The sequence below is a fragment of the Mucilaginibacter sp. L196 genome (genome assembly GCF_009765905.1).
Lineage (GTDB): Bacteria > Bacteroidota > Bacteroidia > Sphingobacteriales > Sphingobacteriaceae > Mucilaginibacter.
The window spans coordinates 364,487-380,817 of sequence record NZ_LMUO01000009.1 but is presented as its reverse complement, the minus strand read 5'-3'; the positions used below and the strand labels follow the sequence as shown (position 1 = coordinate 380,817).

At 39.4% G+C, this 16,331-nt stretch carries 15 protein-coding genes; 8 read left to right on the top strand and 7 right to left on the bottom strand.

Going from position 1 to position 16,331, the window contains the following annotated elements:
* Nucleotides 1-69 precede the first annotated feature (69 nt).
* Nucleotides 70-849, top strand: coding sequence for a 16S rRNA (adenine(1518)-N(6)/adenine(1519)-N(6))-dimethyltransferase RsmA (gene rsmA, locus GSQ74_RS05260; RefSeq protein ID WP_158990796.1), 780 nt, complete (start codon nt 70-72; stop codon nt 847-849).
* Between the two features lie 16 nt (nt 850-865).
* Entirely contained in the window at nt 866-1,480 is a 615-nt protein-coding gene (locus tag GSQ74_RS05255) for a hypothetical protein (protein ID WP_158990794.1), read from the top strand.
* A 19-nt stretch (nt 1,481-1,499) separates the two neighbouring features.
* Here GSQ74_RS05255 and GSQ74_RS05250 read toward each other — a convergent pair whose 3' ends face one another.
* Together GSQ74_RS05250 and GSQ74_RS05245 are read right to left on the bottom strand one after the other, a co-directional pair.
* The gene (locus tag GSQ74_RS05250) at nt 1,500-2,093 is read right to left on the bottom strand and encodes a hypothetical protein (RefSeq protein WP_158990792.1); all 594 of its coding nucleotides are present in this window, start codon (nt 2,091-2,093) and stop codon (nt 1,500-1,502) included.
* Nucleotides 2,094-2,171: 78 nt separating this feature from the next.
* Nucleotides 2,172-2,726: a hypothetical protein gene (locus GSQ74_RS05245; RefSeq protein WP_158990790.1), complete on the bottom strand. Its 555-nt coding sequence runs from the start codon at nt 2,724-2,726 to the stop codon at nt 2,172-2,174.
* A gap of 121 nt (nt 2,727-2,847) precedes the next feature.
* Between GSQ74_RS05245 and GSQ74_RS05240 the strand changes: the two genes are divergently transcribed.
* The 3 genes from GSQ74_RS05240 (at nt 2,848) to GSQ74_RS05230 (ending at nt 4,987) form a co-directional block, all read left to right on the top strand.
* Nucleotides 2,848-3,777 (top strand): NAD(P)-dependent oxidoreductase, encoded by a 930-nt coding sequence (locus tag GSQ74_RS05240; RefSeq protein WP_158990788.1) that lies wholly within the window; start codon nt 2,848-2,850, stop codon nt 3,775-3,777.
* A 262-nt stretch (nt 3,778-4,039) separates the two neighbouring features.
* The gene (greA, locus tag GSQ74_RS05235; RefSeq protein ID WP_158990786.1) at nt 4,040-4,513 is read left to right on the top strand and encodes a transcription elongation factor GreA; all 474 of its coding nucleotides are present in this window, start codon (nt 4,040-4,042) and stop codon (nt 4,511-4,513) included.
* 78 nt (nt 4,514-4,591) lie between these two features.
* Complete coding sequence (locus GSQ74_RS05230) at nt 4,592-4,987, top strand: HIT family protein (RefSeq protein WP_158990784.1); 396 nt, start codon at nt 4,592-4,594, stop codon at nt 4,985-4,987.
* 105 nt (nt 4,988-5,092) lie between these two features.
* Here the strand turns inward: GSQ74_RS05230 and ruvC are convergent, their stop codons facing one another.
* The 5 genes from ruvC to GSQ74_RS05205 form a co-directional block, all read right to left on the bottom strand.
* Nucleotides 5,093-5,710, bottom strand: coding sequence for a crossover junction endodeoxyribonuclease RuvC (gene ruvC / locus GSQ74_RS05225; protein ID WP_158990782.1), 618 nt, complete (start codon nt 5,708-5,710; stop codon nt 5,093-5,095).
* Between the two features lie 177 nt (nt 5,711-5,887).
* Entirely contained in the window at nt 5,888-6,523 is a 636-nt protein-coding gene (gene aat, locus GSQ74_RS05220) for a leucyl/phenylalanyl-tRNA--protein transferase (RefSeq protein WP_158990780.1), read from the bottom strand.
* A gap of 9 nt (nt 6,524-6,532) precedes the next feature.
* Entirely contained in the window at nt 6,533-8,458 is a 1,926-nt protein-coding gene (locus tag GSQ74_RS05215) for a DUF3857 and transglutaminase domain-containing protein (RefSeq protein WP_158990778.1), read from the bottom strand.
* Between the two features lie 2 nt (nt 8,459-8,460).
* Entirely contained in the window at nt 8,461-10,434 is a 1,974-nt protein-coding gene (locus GSQ74_RS05210; protein WP_158990776.1) for a DUF3857 domain-containing protein, read from the bottom strand.
* 34 nt (nt 10,435-10,468) lie between these two features.
* The gene (locus GSQ74_RS05205; protein WP_158990774.1) at nt 10,469-12,364 is read right to left on the bottom strand and encodes a DUF3857 domain-containing protein; all 1,896 of its coding nucleotides are present in this window, start codon (nt 12,362-12,364) and stop codon (nt 10,469-10,471) included.
* A 93-nt stretch (nt 12,365-12,457) separates the two neighbouring features.
* Here GSQ74_RS05205 and GSQ74_RS05200 point away from each other — a divergent pair, with 93 nt between their 5' ends.
* From GSQ74_RS05200 to GSQ74_RS05190, 3 genes are all read left to right on the top strand, one after another.
* Nucleotides 12,458-13,837, top strand: a complete 1,380-nt coding sequence (locus GSQ74_RS05200; RefSeq protein WP_158990772.1) for a DUF1800 family protein — start codon at nt 12,458-12,460, stop codon at nt 13,835-13,837.
* A gap of 11 nt (nt 13,838-13,848) precedes the next feature.
* Nucleotides 13,849-15,048: a DUF1501 domain-containing protein gene (locus GSQ74_RS05195; protein ID WP_158990770.1), complete on the top strand. Its 1,200-nt coding sequence runs from the start codon at nt 13,849-13,851 to the stop codon at nt 15,046-15,048.
* Between the two features lie 175 nt (nt 15,049-15,223).
* Nucleotides 15,224-16,237 (top strand): DUF6515 family protein, encoded by a 1,014-nt coding sequence (locus GSQ74_RS05190; protein ID WP_158990768.1) that lies wholly within the window; start codon nt 15,224-15,226, stop codon nt 16,235-16,237.
* Nucleotides 16,238-16,331 lie beyond the last annotated feature (94 nt).

The window sequence follows — 16,331 nt, the reverse complement described above, 5'->3', positions numbered from 1 at the left end:
ACAAATAAAAAGATTTGTTCCTTAATAAAGCGCAAATTATGATTTAATTTGCTTAAATAATCCATTATAATGACATTGGTAAGGGCAAAAAAACATCTGGGTCAGCATTTTCTTACTGATAAAAATATAGCAGCCAAAATAGTAGAAAGCCTGCGCCCCGAAGGCAAATACAAACAGGTGCTTGAAGTTGGGCCCGGCATGGGTATATTATCCGACTTCCTGCTGCAAAAAACAGCGTATGAGGTTAGTTTGGTTGATATTGATACGGAGTCGTACCTGTTCCTTCAAAAAAAATATCCGCAACTGGGCAGCAAATTATTAAATGCCGATTTCTTGCAAATGGACTTCGCGACACTGTTCGATGGCCCGCTGGGGATTATTGGAAACTTCCCTTATAACATATCGTCTCAGATATTATTTAAAGTATTGGACAACCGGGCACAGGTGGTTGAGGTAGTGGGCATGTTCCAGAAGGAAGTGGCCGAGCGCTGCAGTGCCGAAGCGGGCAGTAAGGAGTATGGGATATTAAGCGTTTTCCTCCAGGCATATTATAAGGTGGAATATCTGTTTACGGTGAAAGCAGGTGTGTTTAATCCCCCCCCAAAGGTATTGTCAGCAGTAATCAGGTTGACGAGAAACGAAACTGCAGAGTTAGGCTGTGATGAAAAACTGTTCTGGCAGGTAGTTAAAGCAGGGTTTAATCAGCGAAGAAAAACCTTGCGCAATGCGGTATCATCGCTCATGAACAAAGAAAAAATGACCGACGAGCCATTACTTGATCTGCGTGCGGAAAGGCTCACTGTTGAGGATTTTGTAAAGTTAACCAACTTGATAACAGCTAACAGATAACCTAAACAATATACAATTGAAAAATCTACCTTTCGACACAATCAACTTAAGCGGAGATGATGTACAGATATTGGAAGATACGTACGACGCCCTTAAAGCAAAATTTAATATAGGAATAGATTGCGATATCCATTTTGATGTTAAAAAATTCGACTCTACCGCAAATACTGAGACGACGATAGGCGGAATATTATCAATTAACTCTTCCAGTCCGTTTTATCTGATCTTTTTAAAAACACACTATTCTAGTTACGGCTTAAAATCAGCAACTAGGTACGATTGGTATAAATACACGGTTTGGGCTTACATTAACCAGACTAAAGATTTTGGCAGGATATTAATCAGACATGAAACTTTTAATGACAGGTTGGTTGCATTACTACATCCCTGCGAAATGAAGTTTGAAGACGATAAACCTTTCGACCATAAATTTTATGTCGTGACTAATGACGATCAAAAAGCGCATCTGGCCATGAACTGGAATTTTAGAAATGCAGTAATGGGCATGGGCGATAATATGGTACTGGAAACCGAGGGCAAGTCATTAATTATCGGCTGTCCGTTAGACATAAATACCGGGCAAACGATTCAACTGGCTGAGTTTGCCAGTAAAATTGCCGCGCTGAAATAGGTAATTGCGATTGATTATATTACGATTGAACTACTTTGGGTTTTGATAGCTTATTTTTGATCCATTCGGCGGTCAATAGCATCTTTCCTGCTACCAGCATCATTACATGAATGATCATCGAACCAAAAATGTAGCCGCTAAATTCAATATTTCTTAGCCATTTGTGTTTTACAGCCGGTAAAATTTCCAGATGGGTCGCTTTCATTTCGACTAAGCTAAGTGCATCAATATCTGCTTCGCTCAATCCATCTGCCATATAGTATAAATTCCTGCTCCTGCAGCCCCGGTAAAATGCATTAATTACTTTGGTTGGGCTGAGTATAAAACCTGTCGACAAAGCAAAAAGGTTCATTATGGTTATCAAAGGCTTGCGGCAACTTCTTGAACCGAGTTCCCATGCGCTAATTTCACTTTCGCCAATCCTGTCAATTCCATAACCTGCCATAATGTGGTGCAAGTCATGAAATTTTAGATATTTTTTGCGTGCATTAATATTCGGGACGGGAGCCAGAATACATCCAATGTAAACACGCACACAATGCGATTCAAAATCTTGGGCAAGATTTAAGCTGTTAAATTTGTAAAAACCTATAAGTGCTTCTTTAACAGTCATTCCGAATTATATAATCTATGGAAATGTAGGATTATAAATGCGGATATGCAAAAAAATGCTGCTACGTAACAATAATACTTAAAACACCTGTATTACCGCCGGCTCCAATTGCATTTTCTTCACCATTTTGGCCATGCGTTTAATGAATAAGTAGTTTGTTGTGCCCCCAATCGTAGCGCCAACTAAGGGGATCAGACGTTCTGCTGTTCGTGTCCCGAAGATCATTAGCATTTTTTCGGCTACACTTTCCATCATGGTTTTCGTGATGGTTACACTGGCCTCTACTTTAAGCGATGTGGCCACCAATGCCATAAATTCATCAAAGCCAATACGGTACGTACCCCTGTTTCGGTACATTATGGCCATAGTAACCCTAAATTGTTGGGTTATCAAGTTTATAAAATCAAATGGCATACCTATTATCATGGTGAATACGCCGCCGCCCCCCGAAATAACACCTGAGCCTGCTGCCAGGTAAGCGCATTGGTCTATAAATTTATCAAGGCCAAGCCTGTCTACCCCCTCTTTAATTTTAAATTGGTCTATATGGTTAAATAATTGATGAAAGCCATCTTCTGAAAGCCCCCTGCCGTATTCTTTTATATTGGATGTTATATTTTTTAGCGGTTGCATAATCTTCGTGTTTGTTAATACTACAATTAAAACGATTTTAGGTTTATGAATATTGCTTCAGACAATATATTGCAACGAAGTGTTATAAATTTCCTGCCGTATCAATATGTTTGTAATTGATATGAAAAAAAACATTCTTATTGTTGATGATATACACCCGGTATTTATTGAACAGGCTGAAGCGCTGGGTTATACTTGCGACTATCAGCCTTTCATAAAAGCTGCTGAAGCGTTAGAAATTATCGGCCAATATGCGGGCCTGGTTATCCGCTCAAAATTCAATGTCGACCGCAAAGTAATCGATGCGGCGAAGCAATTACGCTTTGTTTGCCGTGCCGGTGCGGGGATGGATAATATTGATGAGGTTTATGCGGCTGAAAAAAAGCTGTTCCTGATAAACGCACCCGAAGGTAATATGGATGCCGTTGGCGAGCATGCGGTTGGTTTATTACTATCGCTGATGAATAACTTCCGCAATTCGGATATGCAGATCCGCAATGGCGTTTGGGATCGCGAAGGCAATCGTGGTTACGAATTAAAAGGTAAAACCGTGGGCATCATCGGCTATGGTTTTATGGGCAGCAGCTTCGCGCGTAAGCTTTCGGGCTTTGGGGTGAATGTAATTGCTTATGATAAATATAAAACCGGCTTCAGCGACCAATTTGCGCGTGAAGTAAGCATGGAAGAGATTGTGAAACACAGCGATGTACTCAGCATACATGTACCATTAACCAAGGAAACCGATGGCTTTATAAATGAGGAATACTTCTTCCACTTTAAAAAGCCAATATTCTTCATCAATACATCCCGTGGTAAAACAGCCAAGGTTAGTGCTGTGATTGATGCTGTTAAAAAAGGTAAAATTTCAGGTGCAGGTTTAGATGTATTGGAAGTTGAAAAATTCCCCGCATTAGCCGAACAGGAATGGTTTAATGATTTAAAACAATCGGGCAAAGTATTGCTTACTCCTCATGTTGCTGGCTGGACATTTGACTCGTACCGCAAAATTAGCGAGGTAATGGCTGAGAAGTTGGGTAAATTGGTTTATTAGTTGAATTGGGGTGATTTAGTTGATTCTGACATTTCATCAACCCCTCTATCCAACATTATCAATCATTTAAGTTTGCGACAACAAAAATTTGGATATTAAAATTTAAATCACTTATCTTCGTTTTAGACAAAACAAGACTATGTAGGCAATAGCCAATATGGTCTTGTTTGTTTTTACGGTAACTGCGTCCTTCTGTGAACGGGAGGGCGGTTTTTTTTGGTAACCATTATAAATTAAAAGTTTTAAAATTAATTCGTGCGTTATGGCAGAGGTATCATACTATACCAAGGAAGGTTTAGAAAAATTAAAAGAGGAATTACAATATTTAAAAACAACGGTTCGTTCAAGCATATCAAAACAAATTGCTGAAGCCCGCGATAAAGGTGATCTATCGGAAAATGCCGAATATGATGCCGCAAAAGAAGCACAAGGCTTGCACGAGGCTAAAATAGCCCAAATGCAGGAGGCGGTAGCCAACGCGAGATTGCTTGATGAATCAAAAATTGATACATCCAAAGTGCTTGCATTGTCGATTGTGAAAATTAAGAACGTTAAAAACGGCGCAACCATGAGCTACCAGTTAGTATCAGAAACGGAGGCCGATCTGAAAACCGGAAAAATATCCGTAGCGTCCCCAATAGCTAAAGGCCTGTTAGGCAAAAAGGTTGGCGATACAACCGAAATTATGGTACCTGCAGGTAAAATGGAATTCGAGATATTGGAAATCACAAGATAAGTTGAATGGGTTGATTGAGTGAGTAGTTGATTTAGTTAACTACCCACCCAATCAACCTAATAAACCACCCACCAAACAATGAGCATTTTTTCAAAGATAATATCAGGCGAAATATCAGCCCACAAAGTAGCCGAAAGCATTGACTTTTTGGCATTTCTGGATATTAGCCCGCTAGCTGAAGGTCACGTGCTGGTAATCCCTAAAAAAGAGGTTGATTATATTTTTGATCTGGATGATGAAACCTATGTCGGCCTGCAGCTTTTCGCTAAAATTGTTGCTACGGGGTTAAAAAAAGCCATTTCGTGCAAAAAAGTTGGTGCAGCTGTTATCGGGCTCGAAGTGCCGCATGTGCATATCCACTTAATACCTATGAATCGTGTTGATGATATGAATTTTGCAAGGCCTAAATTGAGCTTCACTACTGAACAGCTGGAAGCTACTGCTGAAAAAATTAGAGAAGCGTTAAGAGGATAGGTACGGGTTTTCGGAGCATGCGACGCGGTGTCATGCTGAGCGTAGTCGAAGCTTGTGGCAAAGGCCTTTACGCTAATGCTTCGACTACGCATGACAGGCCCCAACTTATTTCTTTACTTTTCCAATACCCGCTACCCTGCTGGTATTTTCCTTCACAAAAGTTTCCCAGCCAGAATAAGACTTTTTACTGCCGCTACTATTGGTTTTACTGCCTGCCGGTTTACTCACATTAATTTTTTGGAACGAATGACAAACAGCAACCGCCAAACCATCTGTAGCATCTAAAAATTCAGGCGTTTCGGTAAAATTCAGCAGCGTTTTTAACATAGCGGCTACTTGCTCCTTGGTCGCATTACCGTTGCCTGTGATTGATTGTTTTATTTTGCGGGGAGCATATTCAGTTATCTCGATATTACGCGATAGTGCTGCTGCCATCACTACACCCTGCGCCCTCCCCAGTTTGAGCATTACCTGTATATTTTTGCCGTAAAACGGTGCTTCTATCGATAGGCAGTCTGGTTTATAATTATCAATCAAACCAACTGTTTTCTCAAATATGCGCTGTAATTTCAGCATATGGTCATCTAGGTTATCCATTTTGATGATACCCAGGCTGATGAGCTCGATTTTTGAACCGATCTCCTTAACAAGTCCATAACCCATCACGGCCGTTCCGGGGTCGATGCCTAAAATAATACGTTCTTTATGGATGGTTTGCAGCATATTTATTATTGTCCTTCTCCTTGATTGGATTGTTATTCTGATCACTTTGTCATTCTGAGCAGAGCGAAGAATTTTCTGCAACATGCATTGTTCGCCATGTAAATCGAAGAAGATTCTTCGCTCTGCTCAGAATGACAAATCTTATTTTAGAATGATTTTATAAAGTTAAAGCTTTCCTCAGCCATTATCGCGCAGCAACATCATATATTCTTCGCGGCTTATCATCTGTGCCCCCATTGATTCCAAATGGCCGGTATATACCTGGCAATCTATCAAGTTATATAATCCCGACTGGCATAGCCATACCAAAGCTGTTTTGGATGCATTGCTTGCGTTACTGAACATACTTTCGCCGCAAAAAATCGAACCTATCTGTACGCCATAAAAACCGCCAACCAATTTGCCATTTTCCCAAACTTCAACAGAATGCGCATGACCGCTTTTGTGAAGCTGCCCATAGGCCGTCTTCATTTCATCGGTGATCCAGGTACCATCCTGCCCTATCCTCTCAACAATTGAGCAGGCTTCTATAACATCAGTAAAGCACTGGTTTTGGGTGATGATAAATTTACCGGAACGCAAAACCTGGCGCATGCTTTTGGATATTTTCAATTCATCCGGAAAAAGCACAAACCGCTCATGCGGCGAATACCACAAGATGGGCGAATCATCGCTATACCAAGGGAATATGCCGTTTTGATAAGCAAGTAACAAACGTTCAGTTGACAAATCGCCGTCAATTGCCAGCAATCCATCGGGCTCTGCCAATTCGGGATCAGGAAATATTAAACGTTCATCAAGCCTGAAAATCATCAGGCAAATTTACGCCTTGTGGCGTATTACCAGTTTTTTATTTTGAGCTTTTGCAACAGCATCCAGATATTGCTGCATTTCATTATATTTTGCAGCTGGAATCACCTGGTTTGTAATATTAAATTTAGCTGTGCTTATTACTTGATTTTTCGCGGCATTGTAAACATAACTTATTTCGTAATTACCATAAGTAAACTTTAAGTTTTGATTTGCAGGCAATGCCTCTACTTCGTAGTTTGCAGGAAGATCAATAGTGGTTACACAAGTTTTTTTCATGGGAGCTTCGAAGTAATAATCGCTATTACGTTTCTCCAAAACAGGCACGGTAAACGCGCACAAATCAAAGACCCTTGGCCTGTAAAACTGCTTACTACCTGCCATTATATCGCAAAACCTATCATATTCCAGGTTTAAGTTAACCTCTCTTACACCATCTTCATCTTTACCTTGGGTAAAATCAAATACCGAAGCCTGTTTTATATTTAGTGCCTGCATTAAAAATTCTTTTTGCTCATCTGTTTTTTCATAAGACAACCCTATGTAGTCATCACGATAAACTCCCGTGCCTAAAATCTTTACCCGGGCCTTTGCACTTCCATCAGAATCAATAGCTAAATGCACTTCGCTGGTAAATTCATTGTCATCAGCTATACTTTTAGGGGTATTGACTAATTTGCCTCCTTCGGGCGTGATAAGCAACGCATTACGATTTTCTGTAAAAGAGCCCAATTTGCCAAAAGGCTTTGTGCTACTTGTGCATTCCAGCCAGGTTGTATCACTTTTAAAAGGTATGCATACAATTATATGGTTGGTTATATCAAAGGGGAATGATGGGTCAAGCGGCTCTTCATTGGGTTCAGCATGTACGATTGAATAATATGCTGGAATATTTACCGCCTTTAATAAGGCACACATATAATTGGAGAAAGCCTTACAATCACCATATTTTTTCTGATCAACAAATGTTGCCGAGAACGGCTTTAAACCACCAATTCCTAAAGTTACTGCAACATACCGCATATTCTTTTGCATGTATTCATACAAAAATTTCGCCTTTGCCTTATCCGTCTTAATGGTGTCTGTCATTTTTTGTATCTCAGCAACACGTTGTGGGCTAAGGTCGCAAACATCAGCGTTCAACGTTTGTTGCCACTTGCCGAAATTTTGCCATGTGCTAAAATCACCGTTAAACCCATAATATTCAAACTTGTTAACGCCAATTTTTAATTCCGGCAGTACACGCCATGGCATAGCACCTTCTTCCACTTTTATTGCCTTCTTATTGGCTATATTCCATATATATGTGTCTTTTCCGTTTGCACTTGTTTTATTGGGCGTTAAGCTGATATTTCTTGTCTGGTATCTAAGCCCAACTTCAGGGTTTACCGTTATTGAATACTTTGCGGATTGTATAGACTGGTCTTCCCCCTGAATATCCCATTGAAATTGTATAAAGCTTGTCTGGTTTTCTTCATATTCAACTTCGATAGTTGTTGGATAGCCCGACACCACGTGTCTTACTCCCAGTAATCGGTCGTCACTGATTAAAATTTCATCATCTAATGCTGCAACGTCAACCATATCACCCTTATGATATTTTTTGATTAAAGTTCCGGCGGCATCATAAACATGTATGCTAATGTCGCTAACTGTAAAAAATTTCTTATTATACGGAAGTACAATTATTGCTTGCTTATCTGCTTTTTCATTTAAAATGGTAACAATCAAGTGGTGTTTAACAACAGCCTTTCCGGCCCCTTCTACAACCACCTCATCGTTGGAATACCTTACCACAGAGTTAGCGTCCTCTTTTAATGAGTCAGGAATACCGGCAGCACTGTATAGTTCTTTGGGCATATCCTGACCATACGATCTAATAGTAAAAAGGAAAATTGCAACAATAGCTAATGCTAAACAGTTTAAATATTTTCGCATACTCAGGATTTTTTTAAGGCAATAGGTTCATTAAGCATTTGGAATAACTGCTTGAAAAATTCATGGAAATCAGCATAGTTTTCTTTAAAATATATGCTTTTGTTATACGTAACAACGTAACGCACTACTATAGTACCATCCTGCTCGCCTATTATGCGTTTAAAAGTAATGCCTCTATCAGGCATGGTCATGCTGATGTTTTTAGGCAGCGCGTCAACCTTGTATCCTGCCGGCTCCTTGTATATGCCGTTTATTGTTAAGGTTGATGGATAACCAAAATCAATATCGCTGCTGCGCGTTTCGTTTAAAAAAGGATTTTTATGTAATGAACTAAACAAATTCGAATTAAAATAAATGTAGTTGTCGTCAGAGCCCGTAAGGTCGAGATTAAACTTTATGTTCTGCACTAATGGCAATGAATCCACATCCATGTTATCCATTTTAAGAGAAGATATTTTCAGATTATTATCGTCCTCTCTTAAATTATCAATATATTTTTTTTCGCCCTCGGTGTTATAATCATCTATATCGCTCATCCTGTTATAACTTAAGCTGCTTATCTCGGCATTCCCCTCAATTTTACCTTCCGGCTTTATTTCGGCAGTTATAAAAATAGACTCCCTGATGGGTGTTTGCTTCTGCAAAAAAACAAGGTCCTCTGTTTTATTATCTATATCAACATAAAAACCGGATGAATTAAGCAGGTTGTAGGGTATCTCGTTGTACATATTATACTTGTTCGATGCATCAAGAACATACAGTTTTGTACTGTCGACAGGTATGTATACCACCGCGCGGTTAAACTGGCCCAGATAAGGGAATGACGGATTAGCCCTGCCATGACCACGCGTGCTAACGATCATTGGCATAGCTGCTACTCCGGATTTCTTAAGTAAATGATACAGAATAAGGTTAATCTCTGTCGCGTTCCCGGTTTTGGTATCCCAGGCACTGCTGGTGCCAACGTTTGTATACCATCTATCTTCGTCATTCCATTTCATGGTTGTTTTAACTTTATTGAAAAGGAAGGCTATTTTTTCATCATCTGTTTTTAGTGCTTTTGCCTGGCTAATAATAACATCCTCACCAGCCAGTTTCCTTTTAAGCTGATGCCCGAAGTCATCATCATCAGCCAGAACACTACCAATTTTAGCCCATGTATCGGCACGGCTTTTTACAAACCCATTTATAGGCTTGATAGAAGTAAGTATAAAAGATATAGATGCCTGGTTATCTGTTTTTGAGCTCATATAAGGCTCATCATTCAATGATGGGATATTGTCCATTTCACGCTTAGCACACTCGTTGGTATAACTTACAGCGTCCTGACCAATACCAATACTGCCCGATTCTTGAGATGTAGAGTACTTTGTTAAACGCAATAATGATTTTACACGCGTATTAAAGTATAACAGATCCGGCAGTTTGGTATCCAGCTCGCTATATCGTACAGGTATATCCTCCTGGTATGACCATGATGGTACATATCCATAATCCACACCATTCCAAACATACTTATATTCAATTATTGATCCGGATTTCACATTGGGGAATGTAAATATCATTTCCGACTTAACTTTGTCAATATTCTTAATGTATACCTGCTTTTTATCAAGCTTGGTTATTTCAACTTTACCATCAACCAGGTTCACCGTTTCTGCCTGTAACCCGGTAATAAATTCCGACCGGTCTCCGCCATCAAAAGGAATAACAATATCGGCATTGCTTTTACCATTATCATTAAAAATCTTTATCCTGCGGTGTACCTCTAAAACCACGTTAAACGTTTGGTCATAGTATAAGTCGCCTTTATCAATCAATACTTCTGCATTCGCATCTTTTTCAAAATCACAGGCTTTCATTTCAAGGTCGGCCTGATCAATTTTTCCATACTCTTGATTTAAGGTGGTAGCTTGCTGGGCTTTTACAGCAAGTGTAAGTGCACATAGCGCTAAAGTTGTAAGAAATTTATTCATTGCAATAGGTTTAATCGGTACTAATATAACAATATTAGCTTTTCTTTAGTACAATCTGCTCATTTAGCATTTCGTACATTTTTTTATAGAAATCATGGAGACTTTTATATTCCTCTTTGTGGTAAAATAACTTCTTCCGCGAAATAATATAATGTAATTGTATTACATCGTTGCTCGCTTCAAAAACTCGTTTAACACTCATGCTTTTGTCTGCCAATGTCAATAGTTGGTTTTGGGGAAGGGACTCAATTTTATAGCCTTTGGGAATTGTATATGTCCCGGTTATGGTGTAAGTGTTATTGTAAGTGAAATCGATATCGCTGAATCGTTTCTCGCTTAAAAAGGGATTCGGATCAAGCTTAAACATGTACGGAGTAAAGTATATATAATTCCCATCTGACGAAGGCAGGTCTAAACTAAAATTGAAATGCTGTGTTAACGGAAGCGAATCTGTTTCCATATTATCTATTGTTAAAGCCGATATTTTTAAGGCATTATTTCCACCTGTTAATGATTTTATATAGTCTTTTTTGCCGAGCCTATGATAGTTTTTCATATCAGCGTCCCTGTTATAATCATTGCTAGTTACCTCTACCGTTCCGTTCAACTTACCGTCAGCTAATATGTCGGCTTTTACAGAAACTAATTGCTGCGAAGGTTTGCTATCCCTTAAATATACTATACCATAATTTTTTTTATACATAACAATAAACCCGGCTGTATTAAGTAATTCTAAAGGTATTCTATTGTAAACATTATGCTTATTACTGGCGTCCAGGGTATAATAGTGCGTAGTATCCAATGATACCATTACTACACACTTATTAAATTCAAATAAACTTTCTGCAGTAGGATCGGCAACGCCGTAATCGGGTGTGCTTATTAACATTGGGTAGGCTTCAATTCCTGCACTTTTCAATAATCTGCATAAGATCATGTTTATTTCTGTCGAACTTCCTTTTCTGTTGTTCCATGCATCCTGAGCAGGATCGTCAACATACAAATGGTTAATCCCGTTAAATCGCATACTATCCTTAACAAGCGTAAAAATGGAATCTATTTTATCGTCATTATTTTTTATCGAATCCGCTTTTTTTATAATTGCTTTTTCATTTTTTAAGGGAAAGTCAAGCTGCCCCCCGAAAAACATATTTACTACTAAACTAATATTAGCCCTTTCCCACCAATTTATTTTTGATTTAAAACTCACACGTTGTAGATTAACGAACTCAGGAGTCATATGAGGTTCTTTTACAAACGAGTGAATATTTTTTAAAATAAGAATAGCTTTTGTACCAGAATCGTGGTTTATGGAAAATACCGTATCCTCTGCAAAAAATTGGTTAACAACCGTTTCAAGCTTTATTTTATACGTATTGTCCATTTCAACATTTACTTTCGAATAACGGACGGGGATATCTGACTGAAAAAACCAGGGAGGAATAGATAAAAGCGATTTAAGCTTCCACGTATATTGTATTTCAATAACTGAACCTGCTCTTACATCCGGAAATGCAAAAGTTAGGTTTTTAATTTCCTTGTTTACTTTTTGCTTATATATCAGCTGCGGATCTACCTGCGTGTATTCTATCTTTCCGCCTGTTAAATTAACGGTTTCAGCAACTAAGTCTGTTATCTTATCAAAATAAGAAAGATCAATATTTGCGTTGTCTTTGCCGTTAGTATTAAAGATTTTTATCCTTTTATGCCTCATGAAACTAACTGCACCATCCCAATTAATTTTAATATCGGCCTTATCAAAAAGCACCATTGCATTGGCGTCCTTTTCAAAGCCGCAGCTCTTTAAGTTTAACTCGCTGGTATCAACGTTACCATACGGCCGTACTTGATTAGTGTCGGTTTTAATAGATTGGGCTTTAACTGAAAAAGTGAATAAGGTTAGTGCTAATAGCACAACAGGGTTAGTCATTTGTGAGGTTTAATCGCATCTAAAATAATAAAAATAATTAATTAGCAATTAACATTAAACCTATTGAGAATCAGATTGTCCTATTATATAAGCATGAAGGACATTAAACAAATTAAACACCTGTTTGCAAGGGCCGGTTTCGGGATGCGTTTCGAAGATTTAAGGAAGTACAAAAACACTTCTATACATAAAGCGGTGAAAGAATTATTCGAAAACAGTGACAATGATGACCCAATAGCGGTTGTTACACAACCTGTTGATGACATGATGCTTGCTAAGGCCGACGCTGACACCAAAAAGAAATTTTTCCAGATGGAGCGTGAACAGGAAAAAAACCTGAACATCGGCTGGATAACCAAAATGAGCACTACCGATGCCATACTACGCGAAAAAATGACCTTGTTTTGGAGCAACCATTTCTCGTGTCGCGATGGGAAAGCAGTTTATATACAGCAGTTAAATAACATACAACGAGCCAATGCCTTGGGTAACTTCCGCACATTGCTTATACAGGTTTCGCAATCACCCGCTATGCTGCTGTTTTTAAATAATCAGCAAAACCATAAAGGGCACCCTAATGAAAATTTCGCACGTGAGTTGATGGAGTTATTTACCATTGGTCGCGGTAATTATACCGAACAGGATGTAAAAGAATCAGCGCGAGCATTTACCGGTTGGGGGTTTGATAAAGATGGCACATTTAAAATGCGGCCTTTTCTGCATGATACCGGCGTAAAAACGTTTATGGGCAAAACGGGTAATTTTCAGGGCGAAGATATTATTGACATTATCCTATCTAAAAAACAAACAGCCCACTTTATCAGCACCAAACTATACAAATACCTGGTTAATGAAACCCCGGACAACACGCATATTAACGCGATGACCGATGTATTATTCAATGCCAATTATGAGATAAAGCCACTGCTTGAATTTGTGTTTACAGCCGATTGGTTTTATGATGATAAAAACACCGGCAACCTTATTAAATCGCCGGTTGATTTTATAGTGGGGTTAAACAGGCAGTTTTATGTCACCTATCAAAAACCAGATGTTTTGTTATTATTTCAGCGTGCGTTAGGGCAGGAATTATTTTATCCGCCAAATGTGGCGGGATGGCCGGGCGGGCGAAACTGGATAGACAGTTCATCACTCATGTACCGGCTTAAAATCGCTTCAACAGTTTTAGATCAGGGCTTGATTGATTTTACCGGCAAAACCGACCCTGAAGATGAGGCTTTTTTGGCAACGGTTCGTAACCAGCAGCATGTGGTAAATACCCATGTACAAGCCGACCCCGATTGGGACAAGTTTTTTAGTGACATCCCAAAAGATATGTCGAAAGTTGAGATAGCGCAGTTTTTATTAGAACCGCCATTAAACGGTACGGTACAAAATACAGTAAACGAGGATAATGATTTAAAAATAATGGTAGTTGAATTGGTTTCAACACCGGAATACCAGCTTTATTAAATATCAGGATCATGAGGAGAAGAGATTTTATAAGGACCACGGCTTTAGTATCAGGCGCATTTATGGTGCCTGCGTTTTTAAAGCCGCTTGAAGCCATGGCCATGAGCGGCTTAACCGGGTATAAAAACTTGGTGATCATCCAGCTTTCGGGCGGTAACGATGGTTTAAACACCATTGTACCTTATTGCAACGATATTTATTTTCAAAAACGCAACACCATCGCCATTAAAGAAACCGATGTGATCCCTCTGGATGATATGCAAGCCTTTAACCCTAACCTATCGGCATTAAAAGAAATTTACGATCAGGGTTATATGAGCATTATCAATTCGGTTGGTTATCCCAATCCAGATCGCTCTCACTTCAGGTCGATGGATATATGGCAAACCGCCAGCGATTCCAACCAGTTTTTAACCAACGGCTGGATAGGCCGTTACCTGGATGCCAATTGCCAAAACATCAAAAACCCTTACACCGCTATTGAGGTTGATGATACCCTATCATTAGCTATGAAAGGCGCGAAAATGAAAGCCATCGCTGTACAAGACCCGTACAAGCTATTCCAAACCACTCGTGAACCCTTTTTTAAAGACCTGGTGCACAGTCAGAATTCTGAACATCTAAATGAAGACAATTTAGGCTATCTGTACAAAACCATGATAGAAACCTATTCTTCGGCAGATTATATCCAAAATACATCCAAAACTTATAAAACCTCTGCGGTATACCCGGCTACGCAATTTGCCAATCAACTAAAAACAGTATCAAAGTTTATAAATTCAGGCTTGCAAACCAGGGTTTATTATGTATCACTTAGCGGGTTTGACACACACGTTGGGCAACAAGGCCAGCAGGGCCGGCAACTAAAAATTTATGGCGATGCCGTGGCCGCGTTCATAAAAGATTTAAAGCAGACCAATAAACTGGATGATACGCTGGTGATGACCTTCTCGGAATTTGGCCGCCGTGTAGAGCAAAACGCCAGCAACGGAACCGACCACGGCACAGCTAATAACATTATGCTATATGGCGGAAAGTTAAAAAAAGCCGGTATTTACAATCCCCCGCCCGATCTTTCAACCCTTGATAATGGTGATCTTAAATACCAAATAGATTTTAGAGATGTTTACGCCACCGTTTTAGATAAATGGCTTAATGTAGATAATAGCCTGGTACTCAACAAAAACTTTGCAGGCTTACAGTTCATTTAAGCAATAAACAGCATGGCGAGTTCGTTTTGTTAACCTGTTTGATAATTAGCATTAATTTTATAATTTTAATGCAACCAATTAGCATGGTTTTATAAAGCGTTAAACTATTCATATAATTGTTCGTCTATATTATTATACATCATATAGATGTGCAGCTATATAAATCTTACTCGTCATGAAAAACATAATTAAATCATTATCATATTCGGCATTAGCCGTTATGACAGGTTTGGCTTTAAGCTTACCTGCAAATGCTCAGCATCGAGATGGCGGTGGTGGTGGTGGCAATTCACGCCCTGCACCTCAACGCTCTGCTCCGCAAAGCGCCCCAGCCAGGAGTTTCACTCCTCGTACCAATACGGCTAGCCCGCAACGAAGCAATGCAGGCCAACGCAACTATAATAATAACCGCCAAACTACTACACAAAGAAGCACTAACGGTATAACACAAACAAGGCAATACAGCGGCCATGTGCCAGCCAACACCCAATCAGGATCAACGGCGCGAGGTTATCGTCCGTCTGCGGGTTCTACCCAAGGTTCATACTATGGCCGTACCCACAACAGTGGTTTTTCAGGCGGCGTAAGTGTGCGTGCAGGCTTTACCGCGCGTGGCAATACCTATTATCACTATAACCATGGTTATTATGGCTCATACTATGCGCCAAGGCTTGGGTTTAGCATAGGTATTTTGCCTTATGGCTATTATCCGTTTTATTATGGTAATGACCAATATTTTTACAGCGGCGGTTTGTTTTATCAGTTTGATAACGACCAATATACCGTTGTTGAACCCCCTGTAGGCGCCGAAGTAACTACATTACCATCAAATGCGCAATCAATTGTAATTAATGGCCAGCAATATTATGAGGCTGATGGTGTTTACTATGCACCGATAACTAAAGATGATGGCACACTAAGCTACCAGGTTGCAGGTAAAGATGGCGAGTTAAATACTACCGATGACCCGTCGGTTGATAATACTCCTCCGACTCCGCAAATTGGCGACATCGTTAACCAGCTGCCGCCTAATTGCAGAAAGATTAGCGTTAATGGTGATAAGCTATACCTTTCTCCTGATGGCATTTATTACAAGGCACAGGTAGATCAAAATGGCAATAAAACCTACAAAATTGTAGGCTTACCTGAAGACGATGATCAGAACCAACCCGATCAAACAAGCAACTAATACAATCAAATAATATTTTAGGGCGATACTTACCAGTATCACCTTTTTTGTTTATATCAAAATTAAAGGTTGATGATTAAATAGCATCCGTACT

What these genes read in the sequence shown, in the direction of transcription:
- rsmA (WP_158990796.1), top strand. Translation starts at nt 70, where the DNA reads ATGACATTGGTAAGGGCAAAAAAACATCTGGGTCAGCATTTTCTTACT.
- GSQ74_RS05250 (WP_158990792.1), bottom strand. Translation starts at nt 2,093, where the DNA reads ATGACTGTTAAAGAAGCACTTATAGGTTTTTACAAATTTAACAGCTTA.
- GSQ74_RS05245 (WP_158990790.1), bottom strand. Translation starts at nt 2,726, where the DNA reads ATGCAACCGCTAAAAAATATAACATCCAATATAAAAGAATACGGCAGG.
- GSQ74_RS05240 (WP_158990788.1), top strand. Translation starts at nt 2,848, where the DNA reads ATGAAAAAAAACATTCTTATTGTTGATGATATACACCCGGTATTTATT.
- greA (WP_158990786.1), top strand. Translation starts at nt 4,040, where the DNA reads ATGGCAGAGGTATCATACTATACCAAGGAAGGTTTAGAAAAATTAAAA.
- GSQ74_RS05230 (WP_158990784.1), top strand. Translation starts at nt 4,592, where the DNA reads ATGAGCATTTTTTCAAAGATAATATCAGGCGAAATATCAGCCCACAAA.
- ruvC (WP_158990782.1), bottom strand. Translation starts at nt 5,710, where the DNA reads ATGCTGCAAACCATCCATAAAGAACGTATTATTTTAGGCATCGACCCC.
- aat (WP_158990780.1), bottom strand. Translation starts at nt 6,523, where the DNA reads ATGATTTTCAGGCTTGATGAACGTTTAATATTTCCTGATCCCGAATTG.
- GSQ74_RS05215 (WP_158990778.1), bottom strand. Translation starts at nt 8,458, where the DNA reads ATGCGAAAATATTTAAACTGTTTAGCATTAGCTATTGTTGCAATTTTC.
- GSQ74_RS05210 (WP_158990776.1), bottom strand. Translation starts at nt 10,434, where the DNA reads ATGAATAAATTTCTTACAACTTTAGCGCTATGTGCACTTACACTTGCT.
- GSQ74_RS05205 (WP_158990774.1), bottom strand. Translation starts at nt 12,364, where the DNA reads ATGACTAACCCTGTTGTGCTATTAGCACTAACCTTATTCACTTTTTCA.
- GSQ74_RS05200 (WP_158990772.1), top strand. Translation starts at nt 12,458, where the DNA reads ATGAAGGACATTAAACAAATTAAACACCTGTTTGCAAGGGCCGGTTTC.
- GSQ74_RS05195 (WP_158990770.1), top strand. Translation starts at nt 13,849, where the DNA reads ATGAGGAGAAGAGATTTTATAAGGACCACGGCTTTAGTATCAGGCGCA.
- GSQ74_RS05190 (WP_158990768.1), top strand. Translation starts at nt 15,224, where the DNA reads ATGAAAAACATAATTAAATCATTATCATATTCGGCATTAGCCGTTATG.